Origin of the sequence: Qipengyuania sp., from assembly GCF_042095715.1 — a bacterium.
GTDB lineage: Bacteria > Pseudomonadota > Alphaproteobacteria > Sphingomonadales > Sphingomonadaceae > Qipengyuania.
In genome coordinates, this window is record NZ_JBELMO010000003.1 from 76,913 (window position 1) to 99,048 (window position 22,136).

Here is a 22,136-nt window from a genome sequence, read left to right on the forward strand (position 1 = left end):
AACTGTGAAACTTTGATCAGGCGGCTTGGGGGGCCGCGTCGCGCACGCCCTGGTCGACATGCGGCGCGAATGGGGTGAAATTGTCCACGAACAGCTGCACGAGCTTTTCTGCCGTCCGGTCGAAAGCATCCTTGTCGTCCCAGGTGGCCCTGGGATCGAGAATGGTCTGATCGATGCCGGCGTCCTGCAGCGCGGCCACGCTCACCGGGACCTCGAAACCGAAGTTCGGGTCCTTGCGGAACTCGACATTGTCGAGATCGCCGTCCAGCGCGGCGTTGAGCAAGGCCCGGGTCGCCTTGATCGGCATGCGGCTGCCCGTTCCGTATTTGCCGCCCGTCCAGCCGGTATTGACCAGCCAGCACTGGACCCCGCCCTTGGCAATCCGCTCCTTGAGAAGATTGCCGTAGACGCTGGGATGGCGCGGCATGAACGGGGCACCGAAACAGGTGCTGAAGGTCGCCTCGGGTTCGGTTACGCCGATTTCGGTACCGGCGACTTTCGCGGTATAACCGGACAGGAAGTAATACATCGCCTGGTCGGGCGTCAGCCGCGCGATCGGAGGCAGGATGCCGAATGCATCGGCGGTCAGCATGATCACGTTTGCCGGCACCGGGCCCATGTTCTTTTCCGAGGTGTTCGGAATGGCTGCCAGTTCGTAGGCACCGCGGGTGTTTTCGGCCAGGCTGTTGTCGTCGAGATCGATCTCGCCCGCCTCGTTCATGACTACGTTTTCGAGCACCGTTCCCGCCATCTTCGTGGTGGCGTAGATCTCCGGCTCCGCCTCGGGCGAGAGGCGGATCATCTTGGCGTAGCAACCGCCTTCGAAGTTGAAGACCGCGGTATCGGACCAGCCATGCTCGTCGTCGCCGATCAGGGTGCGGCTTGCGTCGGCCGACAATGTGGTCTTGCCGGTTCCCGACAGACCGAAGAACACGGCCGTCTTGCCGTCGGGACCGATATTGGCCGAACAATGCATCGGCATCACGCCCTTGGGCGGCAGCAGGTAGTTCAAGATCCCGAAGACGCTTTTCTTCATCTCTCCGGCGTATTTCGTGCCGCCGATCAGCACGAGCTTCTCTGCGAAATTGACGGCGATAACCGTCTCGCTCCGAGTACCGTGGCGTGCCGGATCGGCCTTGAAGCTGGGCAGATCGATGATGGTGTATTCGGGCACGAAGCCTTGCAGTTCGTCGGCAGTGGGGCGCACCAGCAGCGTGCGGATGAACTGGTTGTGCCAGGCCAGTTCATTGACGACGCGCACACGTACGCGATATTCGGGCTGAGACCCGCCGAAAAGATCGGCGACGTAGAGCGTGTCCTTACCGTTCAACGCATCGAGAAAATCGGTCTTGAGCGCTGCAAACTGATCGGGCGCCATGCTGGCGTTGTTGTCCCACCACACGGTGTCTTCGGTCTCACCGTCGCGAACGATGAACTTGTCCTTCGCACTGCGGCCGGTGTGCTTGCCCGTCGCAACGACCAAGGGCCCGTCCTTGGCCAGTTCGCCCTCGCCGTTGCGAAGCGCATGTTCGGTAAGCTGCTCGGACGAAAGATTGGCGTGGATAGTGGCGTTGGTGGCAATGCCCTGGTCGGCAAGCGAATGCGATAGCGAGGTCGTCACGCGTCTTCTCCTGGCGCGAATAGCTTTTTCAGCCAATGCTGGCGGTCCGAACGCATTCGTATGCGTCAGGCTTATGGGTGGCGCATAATGCGCTGCAATGCCGAGGTCAATTTGCACCTGCGAAGAAGGCGCGCCCGCCCGAACTCATACTGAAATCGATACTTTCCTCGCGTTGTATCGCGACGCCAAAGCGCCTAACCCGTCTTCGATGAACGAGGCTGCACATACCGATCCCGAAATTGCGCCGACCTTGTCGCCGGTCGTGGCCCTAGTGGATGATGATCGCAATATCCTGACCACGGTATCCATCGCGCTCCAGGCGGAGGGCTTTGCGACCCGTCTTTACTCGGATGGCGAGGCGGCCCTTGCCGCGCTTATCGAAAATCCGCCCGACCTCGCGGTTTTCGACATCAAGATGCCACGCATGGATGGGATGGAACTGCTGCGGCGCCTGCGCCAGCGATCCGCGCTCCCGGTGATTTTCCTCACCAGCAAGGATGACGAGGCGGACGAGGAAGCAGGCCTGGAGACGGGGGCGGACGACTACATCGCCAAGCCGTTCAGCCTTCGCCTGCTCGTCGCGCGCATCCGCGCGATCCTGCGCCGGGGCGATGTAAACCTGCCATCGCCTGGAGAAGAGCCTGCAACCCGCGTTGCAACGTTCATCGAACGCGGGCGGCTCGTGATGGACCCGTCACGTCATCAGGTGACCTGGGATGACAAGCCCGTCAGCCTGACCGTCACCGAGTTTCTGTTGCTGGAAGCACTTGCCGCACGTCCCGGTGTCATCAAGAGCCGTAACCAGCTGATGGACTCGGCGTATCCCGACGATGTCTTCGTGGATGACCGAACGGTCGATAGCCACATCAAGCGTATGCGGCGCAAGTTTCGCGGCGTGGACCCGGACTTCTCCGCCATCAGCACGCTGTATGGGGCGGGCTACAGCTTCAGCGATGAATAAGGCGGCTACGGCCGGCACGCCTGCCCCGCCCAAGTTTGGCGCCCGGCTTTCCCTCACCGCGCGCATCCTCTTGGTCAATGTCCTGCCGCTCGTCCTGCTGGGCGGCGGGGTCATCTACCTCGACGTCTATCGCAAGCAATTGCTGGACGAGCGCTTCAAGCTCGCACTGGTGGAGGCGCAGATCGTGGCTGAAGCCCTGGCCGGTGCGAACGATGCCCGGCAGGAGGCGCTGCTGATCCAGATCGGCAAGGAACAGAAGCTGCGACTGCGGCTCTATGCCGACGATGGCACTCTGGAAGCGGACAGCTTCGCTCTCGCCCCGCCGACGTTCACGCTCGCCCAACCCGCCCGCGACGATTTCGCCCGATCCCTGGACCGCTGGTTCGATTGGCTGGTGGATGCGCCTCCGCTCCCGGACTATCGCGAGCCTGCCGAGGACGACGTTGCCGCATGGCCCGAATTGGCGCGCGCAAAGGACGAAAGCCTCACGCAGATCGTTGTTCGCGATGCCCCCGATGGCAGCCATGTCATCACGGCCGCCGCGCCGGTTGGCCTGCGCGGCGAGACCTTGCTGTTGACGCGCAATCCGGTCGATATCGTGGAATCCGTGCGCCGCGCGCGCAGTCTGGTCGCGCTGGCGGTGCTGGTCGCTCTCGGCGTATCGACGTTCCTCTCCTTGTTTCTGGCGCGGACCATCGTGGTGCCTTTGCGCACTCTCGCCCAGGCGGCAGTGCGCGTGCGACAGGGACGCGATCGGCAAGTCGAGGTGCCGAGACTGCCCGATCGTAGCGACGAGATCGGCCAGCTCGCCCGCGCCACTTCGGATATGACGAGCGCCCTGCGCCAGCGTATCGACGCCGTCGAAAGTTTCGCGGCGGATGTCGCGCATGAAATCAAGAACCCGCTGGCCTCGCTTCGCAATGCGACGGATACATTGGGCAAGGTCGAGGACCCGGCGTTGAGGGCACAGCTTCTCGATATCGCCCGCCACGATGTCAAAAGGATCGACCGCCTCGTTACCGAGATTTCGGACGCAAGCCGGATCGATGCAGAGCTCAGCCGCGCCACCTTCGCGCAGGTCGACCTGGTCGCCCTCACCGAGGCCATCGTGGGATCGCGCGAGGATCGCGCCCAGAACGATGGCCACCCGATCAGGATCGCGACTACGCTGTCGACTGTTTCGGTCATGGGAGAGCCGTCCCGCCTCGAGCGAGTCATCGTGAACCTGCTCGACAACGCGGTCTCGTTCTCGCCGCCAATGGCCGAGATCGAGGTGGTCATTGCCCGTGATGGGAGGTGGGTCACGTTGAGCGTCATCGATTCGGGGCCGGGTATCCCGGAGGAGCGACGCGAAAATGTCTTCCAGCGTTTCCACTCGCTCCGCCCCGACGACGAGGACTTCGGCAATCATTCCGGGCTGGGCCTGGCCATCGCCCGCTCTATTGCGGAGGCGCATGATGGCCGACTGGAGGCCTTATCGCGAGAGGACGGCAACCCCGGCGCGCGCATGCGGCTGAGCCTGCCGGCGCTGGAGCCGGGCCGCTGACATGGAGATACTCGCCAACGTCAGCTGCGTTTCGATGAAAGGCCGTGGGCTGCTCATCTGCGGCCCCGTGGAAAGCGGCAAGAGCACCCTGGCCATGGCGATGATCGACCGCGGGGCAATCCTGGTCGGAGACGATGGCATCGTTCTCAGGCGCGCCCACGGGCGTTTGTGGGCCGATCCGCCGCCGAACATCGCGGGCAAGCTGGAGATACGCGGGGTGGGGATAGTCGAGCTTCCGACCATTTCCGCACCCCTCTGTCTGGCGGTGACGCTGGGAGAAGACGGTCCGCGATTGCCCGACGTGGACTGGATGAAATTCGATGGAGGGGACCTCCCTCACCTTCGGGCACGCAGTGACGCCGGGCGCCTCGACCTGCGTATGGAGTACGCGATGGACCTTCATGGGCTGCCAGGCCCCGACGCGTTCGTGTGAAGCCAGCCCTTTCGCGCGTGCGGCATGCCTGACATGAAAGGCGCGCCGATGACCAGCGATTCGATCCCGACCGACCCACGCCTCCTGATCGTTTCGGGCTTGTCCGGCGCCGGAAAGTCGACGGCGCTCGAGGTGCTGGAAGATCTGGGTTGGGAGACCATCGACAACGTGCCGATACGGCTGCTCGAAGGCCTGTTGGCGACCGGACCGGCGGATGGCGTGCCGCTTGCGATCGGCATCGATTCCCGGACCCGCGGGTATGATCCGGCCGCGATCCTGACTGTTATCGACCAATCCGGATCCGATATCGAGATCCTGTTCCTCGATGCCGCCCCCGATGTCATCCAGCGCCGCTATAACGAGACTAGGCGCCCTCATCCGCTGGGGCGGGATCGGCAGATCGCCGACGCGATCAGGGCGGAGCGGGAAATGGTCGAGCCCCTCCAGCGCCGCGCCACGATGACGCTCGATACCAGCGATTATGGTGTGAACGAATTGCAGCAGGTGATGCGCAACCAGTTCGGGGACGCGGCCGGGGAAGCAATGGCAATCACCGTCACGAGCTTCGGCTTTGCACGCGGAATGCCGCCCCTCGCCGATCTGGTATTCGACATGCGGTTTCTGGACAATCCGCACTGGGATCCCGTCTTACGCCCGCAAACGGGGCTCGATGGAGCGGTGGGGGAGCACATCGCGCAGGACCCCGCCTTTTCCCCATCCTTTGAACGGATCACAGCCACGATTCTGGAGCTTCTTCCCCATTATGCGGCGCAGGGCCGCGCCTATCTGACGATCGCCTTCGGCTGCACCGGTGGGCGGCACCGCTCGGTCTATTCGGCCGAACGAATGGGCGAAGTCCTGCGCGAGGCGGGGCATGATCCGATCGTCCACCACCGCAACCTCACCCTGGCAGCGCCCGACGCATCGAATCGCACCGCAACGATACAACCCGGCCGGGGCGGTTGACATGGCAGGAAATGCAGGCCTAGTCCGCCGCACTTCGAGCGTCACCGTCTTGCAACGCCACCCGGGATCCATCGCCCCATGATCGGCCTCATTCTGGTAACCCACGGCCGGCTCGCCGAGCATTTCGTCGAGGCGATGGAGCACGTCGTCGGAGCGCAGGACGATGTGGCCACGATCTGCATCGGGCCCAGCGACGACATGGAGCAGCGCCGACAGGACATTGCAGACGCCATCGCCAAGGTAGATACCGGATCGGGCGCCATCATATTGACCGACCTGTTCGGCGGTACCCCGTCTAATCTCGCGATCTCCCTGCTCGAAACCGGGCGAGTGGAGGTCATCGCGGGCATCAATCTGCCGATGCTGATCCGACTGGCCGGCGCCCGCAAGGCCATGAACGTGGTCGAGGCGGTGCAGGCCGCGCAGCAGGCTGGCCGCAACTACATCACCGTCGCGTCCGAGTTCCTGGGGCACAGCGAGGACTCGCCCAAGAAGGCTTCCGCCTGAGGATGCCGGCTTGAGCGAAACGCGCCGCACCCTCACCGTGGTCAACCAGCGCGGCCTGCATGCACGGGCCAGCGCGAAGTTCGTCACGGCTGTGGCCGAGCTGCCCGAAGGCGTTTCTGTGCGCGTGGCCAAGGGCGGCAACGAAGCGGCGGGCGGCTCCATCCTTGGTCTGATGATGCTGGGCGCGGCGAAGGGCGACACGGTCGAGCTGATCGTCAAGGGCGAGAACGCCGAAACCGTAATCGAGTCGTTGTCGGCCATGGTCGAGGACGGGTTCGGGGAAACGTGACCCGCCGCCGTATCACCGGCTTCTCCAATCCCAGCGTCAAGGCGATCCGCGCTCTCCGGGAGAAGAAGCACCGCCGGCGCGAGGGCCGCTTCCTGGCCGAGGGGCTGCGCCTGCTGACGGATGCGCGCGAGAACGGGCGCCTGCCCGAGACTCTGGTTCTGTCCGATGCGCGCGACCCGCACCCCCTGCTCGCCGCGCTGGAGGCGGCGGTGACCGAGGCAGGCGGAGAGGTTCTGGAAACGACCCCGGATATCCTCTCCAAGATCACCGGCAAGGCCAATCCCCAGGCGGTGGCCGGGGTCTTCACCGAATTCGACACCTCGCTGGAGCGGGTGGACCGCAGCCGGGCGCCGATCTGGCTGGTGGCGCAGGCGCTGCGCGATCCGGGGAACCTGGGCACCATGCTGCGGACGGGCGATGCCGTTGGCGCTGGCGGGTTGATCCTGATCGACGACTGCGCCGACCCTTTCGGAGTAGAGACGGTGCGGGCCAGCATGGGGGCAATCTTCACGCAGCAGCTGGCCCAGGCATCCTGGCCCGAGTTCCTCGAATGGCTGCGTGCGGGCGCCGGGGAACAGGGGGGGCAGCTGGTCGCGGCGAGCCTGCGCGATGCCCGTCCCTATCGCGGCGCGCCCTATGCCGCGCCCTGCTTCGTGATGGTGGGTAATGAATCGCAGGGCCTGCCGGATGCTTACGAGGCAGCCTGCGATCTGCGCGTCACCATGCCGATGAAGGGCCGCGCCGACAGCCTGAATGCCGCCGTCGCCGCGGCGGTCCTTGCCTACGAAGTACTCGCCACGCTGGATGCGTGATCAGTCCCCGTTGACGAAGCTGACGATCTGCCAGCCGTCACCGACCGGGGCGACGCGCAGGCGATAGTCTAGCGGCGAGCGCAGCATCGCCGTTTCGATGTAGCCCTGCGTCCCATCGGCGAGCGTCACTTTCTGAAACGTCCCCGCCGGGTCGAGACCGTCCGTCAGGGCTACTGCATCCCAGCTTACCGTGGCCAGTTGCGGGCCATCCGCCGCCGCGGCGGAGCGCAGCGGCACATCCTTGCCCGTGACGATCATGGAACGTGTCGGGTCAAGATCGTCCATCGGCTGCGCCGCGTACCAGGGCATCACCATCTCGCCATTGTCCGCCCGCGCGCAGCCCAACATCGTGGCCGAATCGAGAGCGCGCCACAGCTGGCCGTCCTTGTCCGACAGCCGTTCGCGAAGCGTCACCAGCCCCGCCCCGCCCCCGAAATCGAGCTGGACGTCGGCGCTGGTATTGCTGAGGAGAAGGTTTGCGTCCCGCATCCGGACCGCGTTTTCCAACGCCAGGAAGAACGCCTTCGCACCCGGCAGCTCGATACATTCGTTGCGGGGTTCGAAGCGCCCCTGAGGCGCCGCGGGCGTCGGTGCGGCGGCGACGGCATCCGCATCGCCCTCGGTCGGACCGTCCGCCGGCTGCCCGCATGCGGCCAGCGCGGCCAGGGCCATGGCGCTCAAGGCTCCGGCAATTCGCATGTAAATCTTCTCCCGTGTCGCCAGCCCCTGTCGCGTGTTCAATCCCGGGCACCGCAGCAGGTTCCACAAAAGGATTACGCTACGTCACCTTGCTGTCAAACCTTTGATCGCGCGGCTAATAGGATTGGAAGTTCACACTAAGGTCAGGCCAAAATACACCCTTGCACCGAGCGGCTTCCGCTACTCCGCCGCTTCGCGCGCATCAGCGATCTGCGCAACATCGTCGCCCGTGTAGCGCGGCGCACTTTCCACCAGCGCCACCTCCTCGATCTCGCGTTTGCCGATCTCGATGCCCTTGTCCTTCATTTTCTTGGCGGACACGAGAACTCTCGATTCAAAGCTCCGGTGGAAATCGTTGTAGCTCGACACGGCCCGTCCGAGATGCGTTCCCATCTTACCCAAATCCTCAGTAACCTTGGCAAGCCGGTCATAAAGTTCGCCGCCTAGTCTCCCGATCTCCTTGGCTTCTTGGGCCATCTTATCCTGCCGCCACACCTGCGCCACCGTGCGCGCGATGGCGACGAGATTGGTGGGCGTCGCCAGCAGCACCTTGTTGCGAAAGGCGAAATCCCACAGCTCCGGATCGGCCTCCAGCGCGGCGGCCACAAAATGCTCGCCGGGCACGAACATCACGACATAATCGGGCGCGTCGTCGAACTGGCTCTGGTAACTCTTGGACCCCAGCGTCTGGACGTGGTTCTTCATCGCGCGCGCATGCAGATCCATGTGCCGCTTGCGCTCGCCATCGTCTTCCGCCTCGAACGCGGCCTGATAGGCGTTTAGCGAGACCTTGGCGTCGATCACCAGCTTCTTCTGGCCCGGCACGTTGACGATGGCATCGGGCCGCAGCCGGCCCTCCTCGGTTTCCATCGAATGTTCGAGATGGAAATCGGTATGTTCGGCGAGGCCACATTGCTCCAGCACGTTCTGCAACGCCCGCTCGCCCCAGCGCCCGCGCGCCTTGGGCGCGTTGGTCAGCGAATTGCCGAGCCTCTGCGCCTCGCGCCGGACCTCTTCCTGCCCCGCTTTCATGGACTCGATCAGCCCGGTGAGCTGGCCGAAGGCATCCACACGCTTGGCCTCCAGCGCCCCCACCTGATCCTCATAGGCCTTGAGGCGCGCGCCGACGGGTTCGAGCAGCGCCTTCAGTTTTTCCTCGCTCGCCTTTTCGGAGTGGCCCAGCCGTTCGGCGGCCCGCTCGATCAGCGATTCCTGCGCCTTGGTCAGAACGGCATGACCGGTGTTCTGAAATTCCTTGAGCAGGGCTTCGCGCGCCTCCACCAGCAAACGCTTCTGCTCGTCGAAATTGGCGGTCTTTTCCTTGAGCGTTGCCAGTTCGGACCCGAGCGCGGCATTCTCCCGCCGCTGCGCATCGAGCGCGGCCTCCTGCGCACCGCGTATCTGGCGCAGTTCGGCATCGAGCGCATCCGCCCGCTCCGCGCGCACGGAGGCGTTTTCCAGCTCCACGATGGCGCGGCGAAACTTCTCGTCCAGCGCCTTCGCCTCCGCATCGCGCTCCCCATGCCGCGCCCGCCATTCAGCCACGGGCCGCCCCCCGAGAAACCAGCCGACAGCAAGCCCCGCCAGCAGGGCAACAATGACGAAAATGATCGCAAGCATGTCCATGCGCGGGAACATAGCCGGAACGGGAGGTGTAGGAAAGGCCAGAAAATCCAGCTTTCCCCGGAATTCGGAATTCTTATCGCTTGCGCGCGTCGGTTACGGCGCACCCGCTTTGGGCTATTCCGAAATTGCCGCTCAACGTCTGAAATTGGGTGGAAAGCGGAAGTCACCGACCGCTGATTGTTTGCTGCAATCCCGCTCGATAGCGCTCTAGGTATCGTTCCGCTGCAATGCGCTTCCGTCTAGCACCATGCCAGCCCCACAGCAGACTAAAGGGAATGAGCAACATGGGCAGGCAGCCCCAAAGTGCTTCCGGGAGGTTCAGCGGGAAGACCACGTAGGCTGACAGTGCGACAAACCCGCAGAACGACATGCTGCTCAAGGTTAACATGACGCGCTCCGTCCCCCTTTCGGCTGACGGCGGCACAAACGGTTGCACACCTAGTGGACGCGTTCGCTGGGAATAGAGCATGGGCATCAGTAAAGAATGCCAAATCGCTCGCATGCTCGCAATGTCCGTAATGGGGTCGTTTGCTGACAGTCCGGATTTGGGCCAATACAAACCAAAGCGGACGGACGCTGATGGACAGCTTCCCAAGCTTCGCGAACGACCGATATGGGTGGATAGCTGGCAAAGGATTACAGTCGAAAGCGTCTTCCCCTCTGGCCTAGGGCTGTTGAGCTGTTTGCTTTTGTCTGAACCACTGATACTGGCAATTGCGTTCAAGCCACAGCCAAGTGGGCTGCGCCATTGGCACTCGCCTTCCTGCCATTTGATCGATTGCAGCGCTTAGACCCAACACTATGACTTCACGAGAAACTACGCGCCTGTTCGCACTGCCGGACGATGAGGGCCGTGCCGAACGCGCTTCATTTTCTGACGTTGCGCACCGCCTCGCCTTCGGGGCGATCGGATGGCCGTGGCTGCTATTCAGTCTGTGGGGCGGAACGAAGGCGTCAAAACAGCGGCTACTCGCGCGCATCGGACTGAATGAAAACTCGCTCCCCAATCTCGGCAGTTGGAAGGCGGACACGGGTTTCCTTCATCGGATCGTCGATACGGTTGAAGAGCTTCGCCCTCAGGTTGTGGTCGAACTTGGCGCTGGGGCCTCGACACTTGTATGCGCCAAGGCACTGGCCCGGAACGGGGGTGGGCGACTTGTCAGTTTCGACCAGCACAAAGACTTCGTCGAAGCGACGGCACGCTGGATTGAAGACGAAGGGGCGAAAGCTGATCTGCGTTGGGCGCCTCTTTCGAGCGAAGTAAATGACTGGCCCGGACGATGGTATTGCCTCCACGACATACCCGATCGGATCGACCTCATAATCATCGACGGACCGCCGTGGACGGTCCATCCCTTTGTCCGAGGCGCTGCGGAATGCCTTTTTGATCGCCTCACACCCAACGGACAAGTCCTGCTCGATGATGCCGCGCGTCCGGGAGAACGGGTCATTGCCAGGCGTTGGGCAAGAGATTGGCCCGAAATAACCTTCGAACGGGCAAGTGGTAGTACAAAAGGGACCCTCGTCGGGCGCAAACTGGATAATACCGGGGCTTCGGCTGCGCATATCACTTTGGTGAATGACAATCAGCCGCACGGAAGTTGGCGTCGGGCAGCAGCAATGCTCGCGCTTTTTGGTGCGGGCTGGATGGCAAACGGACTGATAGGCGATCTTGCCGAGCCGGCAGTTGCGGCTTCGATTGTGGATGAGGCGCACGCCTCCGACGCGGCTAGCCGAGCGAGGCAGGCAATGATCTCGCTCGAAGAGTCGGAGCAGCTAGATCGCCGGGAGATTGCACAAACTACCGGTCTTGGCCTTCCCGATCTGCCTTCGGGGTGGAAGGTAAGCGACGTGCAACTCTTTCCGTCCGACCTAGGCAATTCGCTGACGGTAACCTTGATCACTCAAAGAGGTGAACACCTGTCGCTGTTTGCGGCGCGCGCCGAGACCCCTGCGGAGGAGTTGCCTCTCATGGAGCAGCGCGAAGAGAACGCCATTGCATATTGGGAGGAAGGTCCGCTGGCATATGCTCTTGTTGGCGAAATGGAAGCTGAGAGGCTTCTACGGTATGCTGCGCAGCTGAGTGAAACGCGGCAAAAGTAAAGTGCGATGCCCGACATGATCGATCCGCACAAATCCGCCAGGTCGATACCTGAGAGACCGCTTGCGGCCATTTAGACCCACCAAAGGCTGGTCGGCACAATATAGATCACCCAGTCATAAACGAAGTCAAACACGCGACCGTCCTTTCCATGGGACAGCCTACCGCGCCAACCAATGTCCGCAATGGGTCGATAGCTGAAACGATTTGATCCGCGATTACGCGGTTCAGCTGTTCTTGATCGTTTCGAGGCCCTTGATCCCGCCAGGCTTGAGGCTCGGCTGCGATGCATTCGTTTTGACCTTTTCCGCCTTGGGCTTGCGGATTTCACGGTTCGATCGCTTTTGACTTTTTGCCATCGTCTTTTCCTTTGTAAGTTCTTTAGCGCTTGAATGGGGCCGGCATTCAATCGTCGGCGCGGCCCCGGTCGGGGTTCTCGTTCGCCGCTTCGCCCTCGTTTTCCGCTGAAGCCGCATCGCAGGGGCCGGCGTAGCTGCCATAGATGATGGTCTGGGGAGCGAGGGGGTTGGCTATGGTCGCACCGGTGGGGGCGATATCGCGCAGGTTCCGGATCTCCCGCGCGTATCTGGCGATCCGGCCGAAATGATCGCTCGAGGACGCATCCCCGCCCGACGCACCCAACCGCATCACCTCTTCCTGATGAGCACCAAGCAGTTCGTTGAGATCCATGGCATCGTCCTTTTCGGTTCCTGCCCAAAAATTGGGACGTCTCGTGCTCCAGGGCGGGCAGCGCCCGAAGAGCCGACTTCGCGACCTCTTGTCGCGCATGCCGTTAGTTGGCGGCGAGTCGGTGCAACTTCGCCCGCACCTTGCTGGCGCCGGCTGTGCTTTCCGTCGCCAGCAGCAGAGGCTGCCCGCCCAGTTCCGCATCGTCGCTGTTTAGGAATGCAATTGCGGCATCCCTGCCCAGCGAAAGGAAGGCGAAACTGGTGATATCACCCTGCCTCGCGGCCTGATCGGGAGAAAGCGGAGAGGGCTTGGTACGCCTGCGCCAATGAGCAGCCGGGGCGCGGGTCTTTTCTTCGGTCATAGAGGCCAGATCCCTGTGTAGGTTCCACGGAAGGTCAATTGATCATCCACCAGATCAGGAGCGCCATTGCGGCCAGCAACGCGAAGATCGAGAGATATTGGGGCCCGGTATTGCCGCGAGGATTCACGGCGAAACAGGCTCTTGCTTCGCCATGCGGCGGGCCTGCGCAATCGCATCGGCGAGCGTGGTGTATCGATAACCGCCCACGAGATAGGTTTCGGTCATCTGGCGCACGATTCCGTGCATATCCGGCGGGACATCGGACGGCTGACCGCCCGCTTCGCCCGGTTGCGAAACAGTCTGGATATCGCTGGCGTTTAGCGTGGGACATCGACCGGCTCCCTTTTGCAAGCGGGAGCTCTAAGTCTCTCAGTCGAGGGCGCTCACAAGCAGGATGCCTCTTCGATGATCCCGAAATGGGGAGCCGGGGGTCGAATACAAGGTGCCAGACGCCGTGGAGGCGCGATCTTGCAGCGTGCGGGCGCGGTCACCGCAACGGGATCGGTCGCCCTGCCTGCGCGCAATTGAGGGTTTACGCCGCCTCGCGCAGCTTCTTAAGCTTTTTCAGCGCCATCTGCCGCTTGAGGCGGCTCAGGTGGTCGATGAACAGCACGCCTTCCAGATGGTCCATCTCATGCTGGATGCAGGTGGCCATCATGCCTTCCAGCGCTTCCTCGTGGGTGTTGCCTTCCAGATCCTGCCAGCGCACGCGGCAGGCGGCGGGGCGGTCCACGTCGGCGTAGATGTCGGGGACCGAGAGGCAGCCTTCCTGATAGGTGGAAAGCTCTTCCGCCGGATCGAGGATTTCGGGGTTCACGAAGATGCGCGGTTCGTTCTTCGTGGGCTGGTGGTAATGCTTGTGGCCGTCATGATGACATTCCTCGGGCTCGGCATCCGGATCGTCGGGCTGGAGGTCGATCACGAGGATGCGCTTGGGCACGCCGACTTGGATCGCGGCGAGGCCAATGCCGTTGGCATCGTACATCGTCTCGAACATGTCATCGACGAGCGTCTTGAGCTCCGCATCGAACTCTGTGACGGGTTCGGACACGGTTTTCAGCCGGGGGTCCGGCACTTCCAGGATTTCACGAATGGCCATGCGGGGCGATTTAGTGCGTGCGGGGGATTCGTTCAATCCCGCCGGAAATGGGGAGGGTCAGGAAACGGGCCGCCGTGCCCGCAGCGCCTGCGCCAGAGTGCCCTCGTCGAGATAGTCCAGCTCTCCGCCCACCGGCAGGCCGTGCGCAAGCTGGGTGATGCGCAGGGGAAATCCTTCCAGCCGCTCGGCCAGATAGTGCGAGGTGGTCTGCCCTTCCAGCGTGGCGTTCATGGCCAAAACGATCTCGTCCACCCCGCCCGCTTCCACGCGCGCCAGCAGCGCGGCGATGTTGAGGTCTTCGGGGCGGATGCCGTCGAGCGCCGACAGCCTGCCGCCCAGCACGTGATAGGTGCCGGTGAACAGCTTCGCCCGGTCGAGCGCCCACAGATCGGCGACATCCTCCACCACGCAGATCGCCTTGGCATCGCGGCGCGGATCGGCGCAGATGGCGCAGGGGTTGCGCGTGTCGACATTGCCGCAGACCTCGCACTCCACCAGAGTGTCGCGCACCGCGACCAGCGCTTCCAGCAGCGCGGGAAGTGCCTGTTCGCGCCGCTTCACCAGCCACAGCACCGCGCGCCGCGCGCTGCGAGGGCCGAGGCCGGGCAGGCGGGCGAGCGCGCTGCTGAGGGTTTCGATCTCTTGCGATGCCATCCCCCGCCAGATAGGGCCGCGCCCGCATCTAAGAAAGGCCCGGACCACCGCCATGCGCATCGTTTTCATGGGAACCCCCGATTTCGCGGTGCCGACGCTGGCGGCGCTGCACGATGCCGCGCACGAGATCGTGGCGGTCTATACCCAGCCGCCGCGCCCGGCGGGCCGGGGGAAGAAACTGCAACCCTCACCAGTGCAGAAGGAAGCGGAAATCCGCCATCTGGAGGTCCGCTCCCCCACCTCGTTGAAATCCGCCGAGGAGCAGGAACGGTTCGCGGCACTGGAGGCCGATCTGGCGGTCGTTGCGGCCTATGGCCTGATCCTTCCACAGGCGATTCTCGATGCGCCCCGCCACGGCTGCCTCAACGTCCATGCCAGCCTGCTGCCACGCTGGCGCGGCGCGGCGCCGGTGCAGCGCGCCATTCTGGCGGGCGATCCGCAGACCGGCATCACGCTTATGCAGATGGAAGCGGGGCTCGACACCGGGCCCATGCTGGCCACCGCGCGCGTGCAGGTGGACGGCAAGACCGCGGGCGAACTGACGGCGGAACTGGCAGAGGTCGGCGCGCAACTGATGGTCGGCACGCTGACCGAACTCGGCGCGCTCCACGCCATCGCGCAGGACGACGAGCACGCCACCTATGCGAAGAAGATCGACAAGGCCGAAGCCCGGATCGACTGGTCGCAGGAGGCCGAGCAGGTCGAGAGGCAGGTTCGCGCCTTCGCCCCGGCACCGGGCGCGTTCTTCGAATACGAGGGCGAGCGATACCGCATCCTGGCAGCCGAGATCGCCGATGGCTCGGGCACGCCAGGCGAGGTACTGGACGATGCGTTGACCATCGCTTGCGGCACGGGGGCGCTGCGCCCCCACACCATCCAGCGCGCCGGAAAGCCGGCCATGGAAACCGCCGCTCTGCTGCGGGGCAAGGCGATCCCGGCGGGGACCATGCTTGCGTGACTGCTCAAGTCGTCAGGTAGTTTAGAATGACCCGCTTCGCGCTCACGCTGGAATTCGACGGCACGCCTTTCATGGGCCTGCAGCGCCAGCCCCATGGGCCCAGCGTTCAGCAGGCGGTCGAGGAGGCGGCGGGCCGCGTAACCGGCGAAGCGGTGACGCTACACAGCGCGGGCCGCACCGATACAGGCGTCCACGCGCTTGCGATGCGCAGCCATTGCGACATCGAAAAGCCCTTCGAAGGCTTCCGGCTGATGGAGGCGCTCAATCACCATCTGCGGCCCGATCCCATCGCAGTGACGGCGTGCGAAGTGGTGCCGCAAGATTGGCATGCCCGCTTTTCCTGCATCGGTCGCAGCTATGTCTATCGCATCGCCAACCGGCGCGCGCCGCTGGCCCTGGAGCGCAATCGCGCCTGGCAAATACCGCAGGAGCTGGACCACGAGGCCATGCACCGCGCCGCGCAGGCGCTGGTCGGTCATCACGATTTCACCACGTTCCGATCGGTCAACTGCCAGTCGCAAAGCGCGAACAAGACCCTGGATAGGCTCGACGTGGAGCGCGAGGGAGGTATGGTCCGGATCCACGCCGCCGCGCGCAGCTTCCTGCATCACCAGGTCCGCTCCATGGTCGGCTGCCTTGCGCTTGTGGGCATGGGCCGCTGGCGCGAAGATCAGATGGCGGAAGCTCTCGCCGCGAAGGATCGCGCCGCGCTGGGCCTCAACGCCCCGCCCCACGGCCTCTATTTCGTCGCGGCCACCTACCCGAACGACTAGTTTTTGCTCGCAACCCTTTTCTTGCCGGCAAACCCCGCCTAGCGAGACGGCAATTATCACATGGGAGACGAGACATGACGACGACCGGCAAGCAGATTTTCACGACACTGGAGGCCGACGGCACGCTGACCGTCGAAGTGGGTGAGACGCAGTTTCCCGATCCCAAGGGAAATCAGGTGCTGGTGAAGATGGAAGCCGCCCCGATCAATCCCAGCGACTTGGCGCTCCTGCTCGGTTCCGCGGATCTGGAAACGGCAGACTATTCCCCCGGCAAGCTGGTAGCCAAGATGCCCGAACCCTTCGCCTCCGGTGCGAAGGCCCGGCACGGCCAGCGCCTGCCGGTGGGCAACGAGGGCGCCGGCACCGTGGTCGCGGCCGGCGAAGGCGAAGCGGCGCAGGCGCTGATGGGCCAGCGCGTCGCCTGCGTGCCGGGGCAGGCCTATGCCGAATACGCCATCGCCGATGCCGGCATGTGCCTGCCGCTCGGCGACCACAGTGCGGAGGCCGGCGCCTCCAGCTTCGTCAATCCGATGACGGCACTGGGTTTCGTCGAAAACGCGCGCATGGATGGACAGCGGGCCATCGTTCACGCCGCCGCGGCCTCCAACCTGGGCCAGATGCTGGTCAAGATCTGCCAGGCCGATGGGATCGAGCTGGTCAACATCGTGCGTAGCCAGTCGCAGGTCGATCTGCTCAAGGGCATCGGCGCCAAGCATGTCGTCAATTCGAGCGACGACGATTTCATGAAGCAGCTGCGCGCCGCGATCGAGGCGACCGGCGCCTTCTACGGCTTCGATCCGATTGGCGGCGGGAAGACGGTGGATAGCTGTTTCAAGGCCATGGAGCAGGTCGCCGCGAGCAAGATGGGCGATTACAATCGCTATGGTTCCAACCAGCAGAAGAAGATGCACATCTATGGCCGGCTCGATCTGGGGCCGACCATCCTGACGCCGAGCTACGGTTTCGGCTGGACGCTTACGGGCTGGCTGCTCACACCGTTCATGGCGCAGGCCGGGCAGGAAACCGTCGGGCGCATGCGCCAGCGCGTGCTATCCGAACTGACCACGACCTTTGCCAGCAGCTACAAGCGCAAGGTGACGCTGGAAGAAATGCTGACCAAGGAAGCGGCGACCGAATATCGCGCGATGAAGACCGGCGAGAAATATCTGGTCACGCCCTGAGGGGTTTCGGGCCGCCCCCGTCGTCTGCGCGACGGCGGGGGTGCGGCCTTGTCATTTCGCTGACTCACCGACTTCGCCCGCCCCGGGTAGGCTCCCCCTTCTCATCCCCGCGGTTATGACGAACGGGGGTTTGCACTACCTCCGGTCGAAGTGCTCCTGCATCTCGGCAATTTCGCTGAGCCCGTTGGCAATCAGCAGTTGCAGGAGCACGCGCGCCTTGGGCGGGTTGAACGAGCGCGCGGCGACAAATCCAAGGGCATCGTCATCGATCTCGAGGTTCCGGTCGACATATCCCTGATCGACGCGGCTTGCCCGGACCACCGGCACACCCGAGCGAACCGCTGTCGCCAGCGCATCGAGCACTGCGGCCGGGGCGTTGCCCTGACCCATGCCCGCAAGAACCAGCCCGCGCGCACCGCCATTTAGCAGCGCGTCCACGACGCCCGGGTTCATGCCCGCATAAGCCGCGACGATATCCACCTGCGGCAGCGCATGCGGCCACCGCAGGCGCGCGGTGCGGTTGAGCTTGTCCGGCGGGCCGAACCAGTCGAGCGAGGAGGGGGTGACATTGCCGAGCGGTCCGCGCGGAAATCCGCGAAACGCATCCACATTGGTGGTGCGGGCCTTGCGGACGTCGCTGGCGGCGAAGACCTGATCCCCCATCACTACCATCACCCCGCGCCCTGCGGCGTCGGGATCGCGCGCCACCCGCACGGCGTTGGCGAAATTGCGCATCCCGTCGCTGCCGACCGCATCGGCCGGGCGCATCGCGCCGACCAGCACCACCGGCTTGGTCGCCGGCAGCGTCAGATCGAGCAGGAAGGCCGTTTCCTCTGCCGTGTCCGTCCCGTGGGTGATGACGATACCGTGGATGTCCGGGGCGTTTTCGGTCGCCAGAATGGCATCGTGCAGCTCGTCCCATTCGCGCCAGCCGATATCCTGGGACCCGATCGCGGCGATGGCCTTGGCCCGCAGTTCGACGGGAATGCCGAGTGCGCGGATCTCCGCTGCCATTTCATCGATGCTGACCTGCCCGGGCGCATAGGCGCGGCCCGTTCCCCCGGCTCCGCGGCCCGCGATGGTGCCGCCGGTTGCCAGCACTCTGATGCATGCGTTCGTCATGGGCGCAGGCGGTTAGCGACAAGGCTGCAAGAGTTCCAGCATCGCGATTGCAATTGCGGTGGCAAACGCTATGAGGCGCTCCTCCCCGCGCAGCGCAACCATCGCTGCGTGTCGTGGGGCGCTTAGCTCAGTTGGTAGAGCATCTCGTTTACACCGAGAGGGTCGGCGGTTCGAGCCCGTCAGCGCCCACCACTTGCAAGTCGGAGCAGCCTGGCCCGGCCGGGTGGGCGCCCGGAGCGGGCGCACAGCGCTCGTCAGGCCGGGTCTATCGCCTCGTCCAGCGCGCCGCGCACATCGGGGGCACCCCAGTCGAGATCGCCGACCACCCGCCAGACTTCCTTGCCATCCGAATCGTAAAGGATCGTCACCGGCAGGCCGCCGCCGAATGCCAGGCCCAGAGCCCCTTCGCGGTCGATCCACGGTTTCAGACGCTCCAGCCCTTCCTTTTCGAAGAACTTTTGCACATCCGCGGGCGGGCCCATGTCCTGGCTGGCCGTAAGGACAGTCAGCTTCGGTTCTTCGAGCACCAGATCATCCAGCAGCGGCATTTCCTTGACGCAGGGCGCGCACCAAGTTGCCCACAGATTGAGGAGGACCGGGCGGTTCTCGATATCGGCGGGATTGAAGGCCTTGCCCTCCGGATCGACAAGATCCAGCGTCGGCATCGGCTCGCCGGCATGACTGCGGTCTATGGCACCCGCAGTCTTTGGCCTGGAAACGGGGGCGGCAGCGGCGGAGGTTTCTTGCGCCGGGGGTGGAGCGCCTCTATCGCACCCCGCCAGCAGCAGGACGAGAGCAGCGGACGTAGTGAGCGAAAAGCGGGACAATTCGGGCTCCAACCAGATGTGGGGCGGCAGGTTCGCTGCCGGACCTAGTGCGATCATGCGGGAAATCAACGCTTCGATCCCATTCGACAAGGCGTTGTGGCGTGAAGATATCAGGGGCAGCCGCGCTCATGTGGCCATGCTGGCCGCGCAGGAAATTATTTCCGCCGAAGACGCGAAAGCCATCGACGAGGGTCTACAGGCCATCGCCGCCGAGTACGAGGCCGAGGGCGTTCCCGAGAACTGGGACCTGGAGGATATCCACATGACCGTGGAATCCCGCCTCACCGACCTGATCGGCCCCACGGCAGGCCGGCTGCACACCGCGCGAAGCCGCAACGATCAGGTCGCAACCGATTTTCGCTTGTGGACCCGTGCCGCCTGCGAGCGGGCGGAGCAGGGCCTGATAGCGCTGCAAACCGCTCTGGTAACGCGCGCTGGCGAAAACGCCGACACGATCATGCCCGGCTTCACGCATCTCCAGACGGCGCAGCCGGTGACGCTGGGTCATCACCTGATGGCCTATTTCGAGATGGCTAAACGCGATGTCTCGCGGTTTGCCGACGCGCGGGCCCGCATGGACGAATGCCCGCTTGGCAGCGCCGCTCTCGCCGGCACCGGTTTTGCCATCGATCGCAACGCCACCGCAAGCGCCCTCGGCTTCACACGCCCGACCGCGAACAGCCTCGATTCGGTATCGGACCGGGATTTCGCGCTCGATTTCCTCCAGGCTGCGGCGCAATGCGCGATCCACCTGTCCCGTTTGGCGGAAGAGCTGATCCTTTGGGCCAGCCAGCCGTTCGGCTTCGTCCGCCTGCCCGATACGCTGTCCACCGGCAGTTCGATCATGCCGCAGAAAAAGAACCCGGACGCCGCCGAACTGGTGCGTGGTCATTCGGGGCGGATAATGGGCTCCCTCACCAGCTTGATGGTGACGATGAAGGGCCTGCCGCTGGCCTATTCGAAGGACATGCAGGACGACAAGCCGCCCGTGTTCGAGGCGGCGGGCCTGCTCGATCTCAGTCTCGCGGCGATGCAAGGGATGATCGCGGGCGCCACCTTCAACGCCGATCGGATGCGCGCCGCCGCCGAAGCGGGATTCGCCACCGCGACGGACCTTGCGGACTGGCTGGTGCGTGAAGCCGGGATTCCATTTCGCGAGGCGCATCATATCACCGGGGCGGCGGTGAAACTGGCCGAGAGTCAGGGCGTCGCGCTCGACGAACTGACCCTGGACCAGCTGACCGGGATCGACGCAAGGATAGACGATCGGGTCTATCGGGCGCTTTCGGTCGATGCCTCTGTCGCTTCGCGTTCGTCCTATGGCGGGACCGCGCCCGATCGGGTACGCGAGCAGGTGGCTGCGGCGCGGCAGGCATTGGGGATGGACAGATGATCAAAATTGCTTCCTTCACCCTGCTCGCCCTGGCGCTGGCAGGCTGTGCGCAGCGCGCGGAGCTGCGGCCTGCCGCGGGCGAGAGCCTTCCCCCCGCCCCGTTCGGAGCGCGAACCACGCCCGACGCCGATGCCCTTCTGGAACCGCCTGTCCTGGCGGTCCCCACGCGCACCACGGAACTGCGCAGCCGTTCCGAAGAGCGTGAAGACGATCCCTTCGACCTACCCCCTCAATAGAGTATTCCGATGGCCGCCTTCGAATTCAGGAACGGCGTATTGCACGCCGAAAACGTCCCCCTGCCTCTCATCGCGGAGGAAGTGGGAACGCCGGTTTACGTCTATTCCCTGGCTGCCTTGCTGGATAACGCGCGGGCGTTTCGCGATGGCCTGAGCGAGCTGGACAATCCGCACATCGCCTTCGCCGTGAAGGCCAACCCCAATCTTTCCGTCCTGCGGGCCCTGGGGCGCGAGGGCTTCGGCGCGGACGTGGTTTCGGGCGGAGAACTCGCGCGCGCGATCGCGGCGGGCATTGCGCCAGAGGATGTCGTCTTCTCCGGCGTGGGCAAAACCCATGCGGAGCTGTTGCAGGCCCTGGAAACGGGGATCGGCCAGTTCAATCTCGAAAGCGAGGAAGAAGGTTACGAGCTGGCGCTGCTGGCCCGGCGCCATGGCTTCATCGCAAACTGCGCGCTGCGGGTGAATCCCGACGTGGACGCACGTACCCACGCCAAGATCTCGACCGGAAAAAGCGAGAACAAGTTCGGCGTTCCGATCGACCGCGCTGGTGCCCTCTATTCCGCGCTGGCGGCGGAAGATGGGCTGAACATGCGGGGCGTGGCTGTCCATATCGGCAGCCAGCTTTCCGAACTCGAACCGCTTGAAACCGCCTTCGGCAAGGTCGGCAAACTAATCGGCGAGCTACGGGAGGCGGGTTACGCCGTCACCCACGCCGACCTGGGCGGTGGCCTGGGCGTGCCCTATCGCGAGGGCGAGACGTTTCCGACCGCAGCCGAATACGGCGCGATGGTGGCGCGCGTCACGAAGGGGTGGGATGCCCAGCTGATGTTCGAGCCCGGGCGTTTCATCGCCGCAGACGCTGGGGTGCTGCTCACGCGCACTATCCGCACCAAGCGCAGCTCGAACGGCCCGCCCTTCGTGGTGGTCGATGCGGCGATGAACGATCTGGCCCGACCGGCGATGTATGGCGCATGGCACGATTTCGACGCCGTCGAGCCGACCGGCGAACGCTGCACCGCCCATATCGTCGGGCCCATATGCGAGACCGGCGATACCTTCGCAATGGACCGCGAATGCGATGCGCTTCAGGCGGGCGATCTCGCGGTCTTCCGCACCGCGGGCGCCTATGGCGCGACGATGGCGTCCAGCTATAATTCGCGGGGCTTCGTGGCCGAGGTACTGGTAAACGACGACAAGTTCGCCATCGTGGCGGAGCGCATCGAAGCCAGCGCCATCATGGATGCCGAGCAGGTTCCCGACTGGCTCGCCTAGACCCTTGGT

General features: G+C 64.2%; 25 protein-coding genes, 1 tRNA gene and 1 pseudogene. 16 read left to right on the forward strand and 11 right to left on the reverse strand.

From position 1 onward, the window contains the following. Window positions 1–16: 16 nt before the first annotated feature. Entirely contained in the window at window positions 17–1,621 is a 1,605-nt protein-coding gene (locus ACFDTG_RS01825) for a phosphoenolpyruvate carboxykinase (protein ID WP_375289377.1), read from the reverse strand. Between the two features lie 208 nt (window positions 1,622–1,829). Between ACFDTG_RS01825 and ACFDTG_RS01830 the strand changes: the two genes are divergently transcribed. From ACFDTG_RS01830 to ACFDTG_RS01860, 7 genes are all read left to right on the forward strand, one after another. Continuing rightward, on the forward strand, window positions 1,830–2,582 hold the full coding sequence (locus ACFDTG_RS01830; RefSeq protein WP_375289378.1) for a response regulator: 753 nt from the start codon (window positions 1,830–1,832) through the stop codon (window positions 2,580–2,582). Further along, complete coding sequence (locus tag ACFDTG_RS01835; RefSeq protein WP_375289379.1) at window positions 2,575–4,128, forward strand: ATP-binding protein; 1,554 nt, start codon at window positions 2,575–2,577, stop codon at window positions 4,126–4,128. Before ACFDTG_RS01830 ends, ACFDTG_RS01835 begins: the two co-directional genes overlap by 8 nt. A 1-nt stretch (window position 4,129) precedes the next feature. After that, window positions 4,130–4,561 (forward strand): HPr kinase/phosphorylase, encoded by a 432-nt coding sequence (locus ACFDTG_RS01840; RefSeq protein ID WP_375289380.1) that lies wholly within the window; start codon window positions 4,130–4,132, stop codon window positions 4,559–4,561. Between the two features lie 24 nt (window positions 4,562–4,585). Next, window positions 4,586–5,527, forward strand: a complete 942-nt coding sequence (rapZ, locus tag ACFDTG_RS01845) for an RNase adapter RapZ (RefSeq protein WP_375289381.1) — start codon at window positions 4,586–4,588, stop codon at window positions 5,525–5,527. A gap of 78 nt (window positions 5,528–5,605) precedes the next feature. Then, window positions 5,606–6,034, forward strand: coding sequence for a PTS sugar transporter subunit IIA (locus tag ACFDTG_RS01850; RefSeq protein WP_375289382.1), 429 nt, complete (start codon window positions 5,606–5,608; stop codon window positions 6,032–6,034). A 10-nt stretch (window positions 6,035–6,044) separates the two neighbouring features. Further along, on the forward strand, window positions 6,045–6,323 hold the full coding sequence (locus ACFDTG_RS01855; protein WP_375289383.1) for an HPr family phosphocarrier protein: 279 nt from the start codon (window positions 6,045–6,047) through the stop codon (window positions 6,321–6,323). Beyond that, entirely contained in the window at window positions 6,320–7,135 is an 816-nt protein-coding gene (locus ACFDTG_RS01860; protein WP_375289384.1) for a TrmH family RNA methyltransferase, read from the forward strand. The genes ACFDTG_RS01855 and ACFDTG_RS01860 overlap by 4 nt, the downstream gene beginning before the upstream one ends. Here ACFDTG_RS01860 and ACFDTG_RS01865 read toward each other — a convergent pair whose 3' ends face one another. Beyond that, window positions 7,136–7,816 (reverse strand): hypothetical protein, encoded by a 681-nt coding sequence (locus ACFDTG_RS01865; protein ID WP_375289385.1) that lies wholly within the window; start codon window positions 7,814–7,816, stop codon window positions 7,136–7,138. A gap of 198 nt (window positions 7,817–8,014) precedes the next feature. Beyond that, window positions 8,015–9,454, reverse strand: a complete 1,440-nt coding sequence (rmuC, locus tag ACFDTG_RS01870) for a DNA recombination protein RmuC (RefSeq protein WP_375289429.1) — start codon at window positions 9,452–9,454, stop codon at window positions 8,015–8,017. Between the two features lie 807 nt (window positions 9,455–10,261). On the opposite strand from rmuC, the pseudogene ACFDTG_RS01875 reads away from it, so the two are divergent. Further along, window positions 10,262–10,825: pseudogene (locus ACFDTG_RS01875) on the forward strand (class I SAM-dependent methyltransferase); the annotation flags it as partial. 384 nt (window positions 10,826–11,209) lie between these two features. Continuing rightward, complete coding sequence (locus ACFDTG_RS01880) at window positions 11,210–11,563, forward strand: hypothetical protein (protein WP_375289433.1); 354 nt, start codon at window positions 11,210–11,212, stop codon at window positions 11,561–11,563. Window positions 11,564–11,788: 225 nt separating this feature from the next. Here ACFDTG_RS01880 and ACFDTG_RS01885 read toward each other — a convergent pair whose 3' ends face one another. The 6 genes from ACFDTG_RS01885 to recR form a co-directional block, all read right to left on the reverse strand. After that, window positions 11,789–11,920 carry a hypothetical protein gene (locus ACFDTG_RS01885; protein WP_375289386.1) on the reverse strand — a complete coding sequence of 44 codons (132 nt, stop codon included), beginning with the start codon at window positions 11,918–11,920 and terminating at the stop codon, window positions 11,789–11,791. A gap of 46 nt (window positions 11,921–11,966) precedes the next feature. Continuing rightward, window positions 11,967–12,251, reverse strand: coding sequence for a hypothetical protein (locus tag ACFDTG_RS01890; protein WP_375289387.1), 285 nt, complete (start codon window positions 12,249–12,251; stop codon window positions 11,967–11,969). Between the two features lie 103 nt (window positions 12,252–12,354). Further along, the gene (locus ACFDTG_RS01895; protein ID WP_375289388.1) at window positions 12,355–12,612 is read right to left on the reverse strand and encodes a hypothetical protein; all 258 of its coding nucleotides are present in this window, start codon (window positions 12,610–12,612) and stop codon (window positions 12,355–12,357) included. A 123-nt stretch (window positions 12,613–12,735) separates the two neighbouring features. Then, window positions 12,736–12,963 carry a hypothetical protein gene (locus ACFDTG_RS01900; protein ID WP_375289389.1) on the reverse strand — a complete coding sequence of 76 codons (228 nt, stop codon included), beginning with the start codon at window positions 12,961–12,963 and terminating at the stop codon, window positions 12,736–12,738. 181 nt (window positions 12,964–13,144) lie between these two features. Further along, complete coding sequence (gene def / locus ACFDTG_RS01905) at window positions 13,145–13,711, reverse strand: peptide deformylase (protein ID WP_375289390.1); 567 nt, start codon at window positions 13,709–13,711, stop codon at window positions 13,145–13,147. A 57-nt stretch (window positions 13,712–13,768) separates the two neighbouring features. Then, complete coding sequence (gene recR, locus ACFDTG_RS01910; protein ID WP_375289391.1) at window positions 13,769–14,365, reverse strand: recombination mediator RecR; 597 nt, start codon at window positions 14,363–14,365, stop codon at window positions 13,769–13,771. 52 nt (window positions 14,366–14,417) lie between these two features. Here recR and fmt point away from each other — a divergent pair, with 52 nt between their 5' ends. The 3 genes from fmt to ACFDTG_RS01925 all read left to right on the forward strand — a co-directional run bounded on the left by fmt (window position 14,418) and on the right by ACFDTG_RS01925 (window position 17,277). Further along, window positions 14,418–15,323, forward strand: a complete 906-nt coding sequence (gene fmt / locus ACFDTG_RS01915; RefSeq protein WP_375289392.1) for a methionyl-tRNA formyltransferase — start codon at window positions 14,418–14,420, stop codon at window positions 15,321–15,323. Between the two features lie 26 nt (window positions 15,324–15,349). Next, window positions 15,350–16,096 (forward strand): tRNA pseudouridine(38-40) synthase TruA, encoded by a 747-nt coding sequence (gene truA, locus ACFDTG_RS01920; RefSeq protein WP_375289393.1) that lies wholly within the window; start codon window positions 15,350–15,352, stop codon window positions 16,094–16,096. 74 nt (window positions 16,097–16,170) lie between these two features. After that, a complete protein-coding gene (locus ACFDTG_RS01925; RefSeq protein WP_375289394.1) occupies window positions 16,171–17,277 on the forward strand; it encodes a zinc-binding dehydrogenase in 1,107 nt (368 codons plus the stop codon). Window positions 17,278–17,412: 135 nt separating this feature from the next. Here ACFDTG_RS01925 and ACFDTG_RS01930 read toward each other — a convergent pair whose 3' ends face one another. Beyond that, entirely contained in the window at window positions 17,413–18,399 is a 987-nt protein-coding gene (locus ACFDTG_RS01930; RefSeq protein WP_375289395.1) for an asparaginase, read from the reverse strand. A 116-nt stretch (window positions 18,400–18,515) separates the two neighbouring features. Between ACFDTG_RS01930 and ACFDTG_RS01935 the strand changes: the two genes are divergently transcribed. Then, window positions 18,516–18,591, forward strand: a tRNA-Val gene (locus ACFDTG_RS01935). Window positions 18,592–18,653: 62 nt separating this feature from the next. On the opposite strand, the gene ACFDTG_RS01940 is transcribed toward ACFDTG_RS01935, so the two are convergent. After that, window positions 18,654–19,064 carry a TlpA family protein disulfide reductase gene (locus tag ACFDTG_RS01940; RefSeq protein WP_375289396.1) on the reverse strand — a complete coding sequence of 137 codons (411 nt, stop codon included), beginning with the start codon at window positions 19,062–19,064 and terminating at the stop codon, window positions 18,654–18,656. Between the two features lie 178 nt (window positions 19,065–19,242). On the opposite strand from ACFDTG_RS01940, the gene argH reads away from it, so the two are divergent. The 3 genes from argH to lysA are packed head-to-tail and all read left to right on the forward strand — an operon-like array spanning window position 19,243 to window position 22,127. After that, window positions 19,243–20,619 (forward strand): argininosuccinate lyase, encoded by a 1,377-nt coding sequence (gene argH, locus ACFDTG_RS01945; RefSeq protein ID WP_375289430.1) that lies wholly within the window; start codon window positions 19,243–19,245, stop codon window positions 20,617–20,619. After that, on the forward strand, window positions 20,616–20,855 hold the full coding sequence (locus tag ACFDTG_RS01950; RefSeq protein ID WP_375289397.1) for a hypothetical protein: 240 nt from the start codon (window positions 20,616–20,618) through the stop codon (window positions 20,853–20,855). Before argH ends, ACFDTG_RS01950 begins: the two co-directional genes overlap by 4 nt. A 9-nt stretch (window positions 20,856–20,864) precedes the next feature. Further along, a complete protein-coding gene (gene lysA / locus ACFDTG_RS01955; RefSeq protein ID WP_375289398.1) occupies window positions 20,865–22,127 on the forward strand; it encodes a diaminopimelate decarboxylase in 1,263 nt (420 codons plus the stop codon). Window positions 22,128–22,136 lie beyond the last annotated feature (9 nt).

Coding starts and splice junctions, on each gene's coding strand:
- ACFDTG_RS01880 (WP_375289433.1), top strand. CDS start 11,210: ATGATCTCGCTCGAAGAGTCGGAGCAGCTAGATCGCCGGGAGATTGCA.
- ACFDTG_RS01895 (WP_375289388.1), bottom strand. CDS start 12,612: ATGACCGAAGAAAAGACCCGCGCCCCGGCTGCTCATTGGCGCAGGCGT.
- fmt (WP_375289392.1), top strand. CDS start 14,418: ATGCGCATCGTTTTCATGGGAACCCCCGATTTCGCGGTGCCGACGCTG.
- recR (WP_375289391.1), bottom strand. CDS start 14,365: ATGGCATCGCAAGAGATCGAAACCCTCAGCAGCGCGCTCGCCCGCCTG.
- ACFDTG_RS01840 (WP_375289380.1), top strand. CDS start 4,130: ATGGAGATACTCGCCAACGTCAGCTGCGTTTCGATGAAAGGCCGTGGG.
- rmuC (WP_375289429.1), bottom strand. CDS start 9,454: ATGCTTGCGATCATTTTCGTCATTGTTGCCCTGCTGGCGGGGCTTGCT.
- def (WP_375289390.1), bottom strand. CDS start 13,711: ATGGCCATTCGTGAAATCCTGGAAGTGCCGGACCCCCGGCTGAAAACC.
- ACFDTG_RS01850 (WP_375289382.1), top strand. CDS start 5,606: ATGATCGGCCTCATTCTGGTAACCCACGGCCGGCTCGCCGAGCATTTC.
- ACFDTG_RS01890 (WP_375289387.1), bottom strand. CDS start 12,251: ATGGATCTCAACGAACTGCTTGGTGCTCATCAGGAAGAGGTGATGCGG.
- ACFDTG_RS01885 (WP_375289386.1), bottom strand. CDS start 11,920: ATGGCAAAAAGTCAAAAGCGATCGAACCGTGAAATCCGCAAGCCCAAG.
- rapZ (WP_375289381.1), top strand. CDS start 4,586: ATGCCTGACATGAAAGGCGCGCCGATGACCAGCGATTCGATCCCGACC.
- ACFDTG_RS01930 (WP_375289395.1), bottom strand. CDS start 18,399: ATGACGAACGCATGCATCAGAGTGCTGGCAACCGGCGGCACCATCGCG.
- ACFDTG_RS01835 (WP_375289379.1), top strand. CDS start 2,575: ATGAATAAGGCGGCTACGGCCGGCACGCCTGCCCCGCCCAAGTTTGGC.
- ACFDTG_RS01925 (WP_375289394.1), top strand. CDS start 16,171: ATGACGACGACCGGCAAGCAGATTTTCACGACACTGGAGGCCGACGGC.
- lysA (WP_375289398.1), top strand. CDS start 20,865: ATGGCCGCCTTCGAATTCAGGAACGGCGTATTGCACGCCGAAAACGTC.
- truA (WP_375289393.1), top strand. CDS start 15,350: ATGACCCGCTTCGCGCTCACGCTGGAATTCGACGGCACGCCTTTCATG.
- ACFDTG_RS01940 (WP_375289396.1), bottom strand. CDS start 19,064: ATGCCGACGCTGGATCTTGTCGATCCGGAGGGCAAGGCCTTCAATCCC.
- ACFDTG_RS01830 (WP_375289378.1), top strand. CDS start 1,830: ATGAACGAGGCTGCACATACCGATCCCGAAATTGCGCCGACCTTGTCG.
- argH (WP_375289430.1), top strand. CDS start 19,243: ATGTGGGGCGGCAGGTTCGCTGCCGGACCTAGTGCGATCATGCGGGAA.
- ACFDTG_RS01950 (WP_375289397.1), top strand. CDS start 20,616: ATGATCAAAATTGCTTCCTTCACCCTGCTCGCCCTGGCGCTGGCAGGC.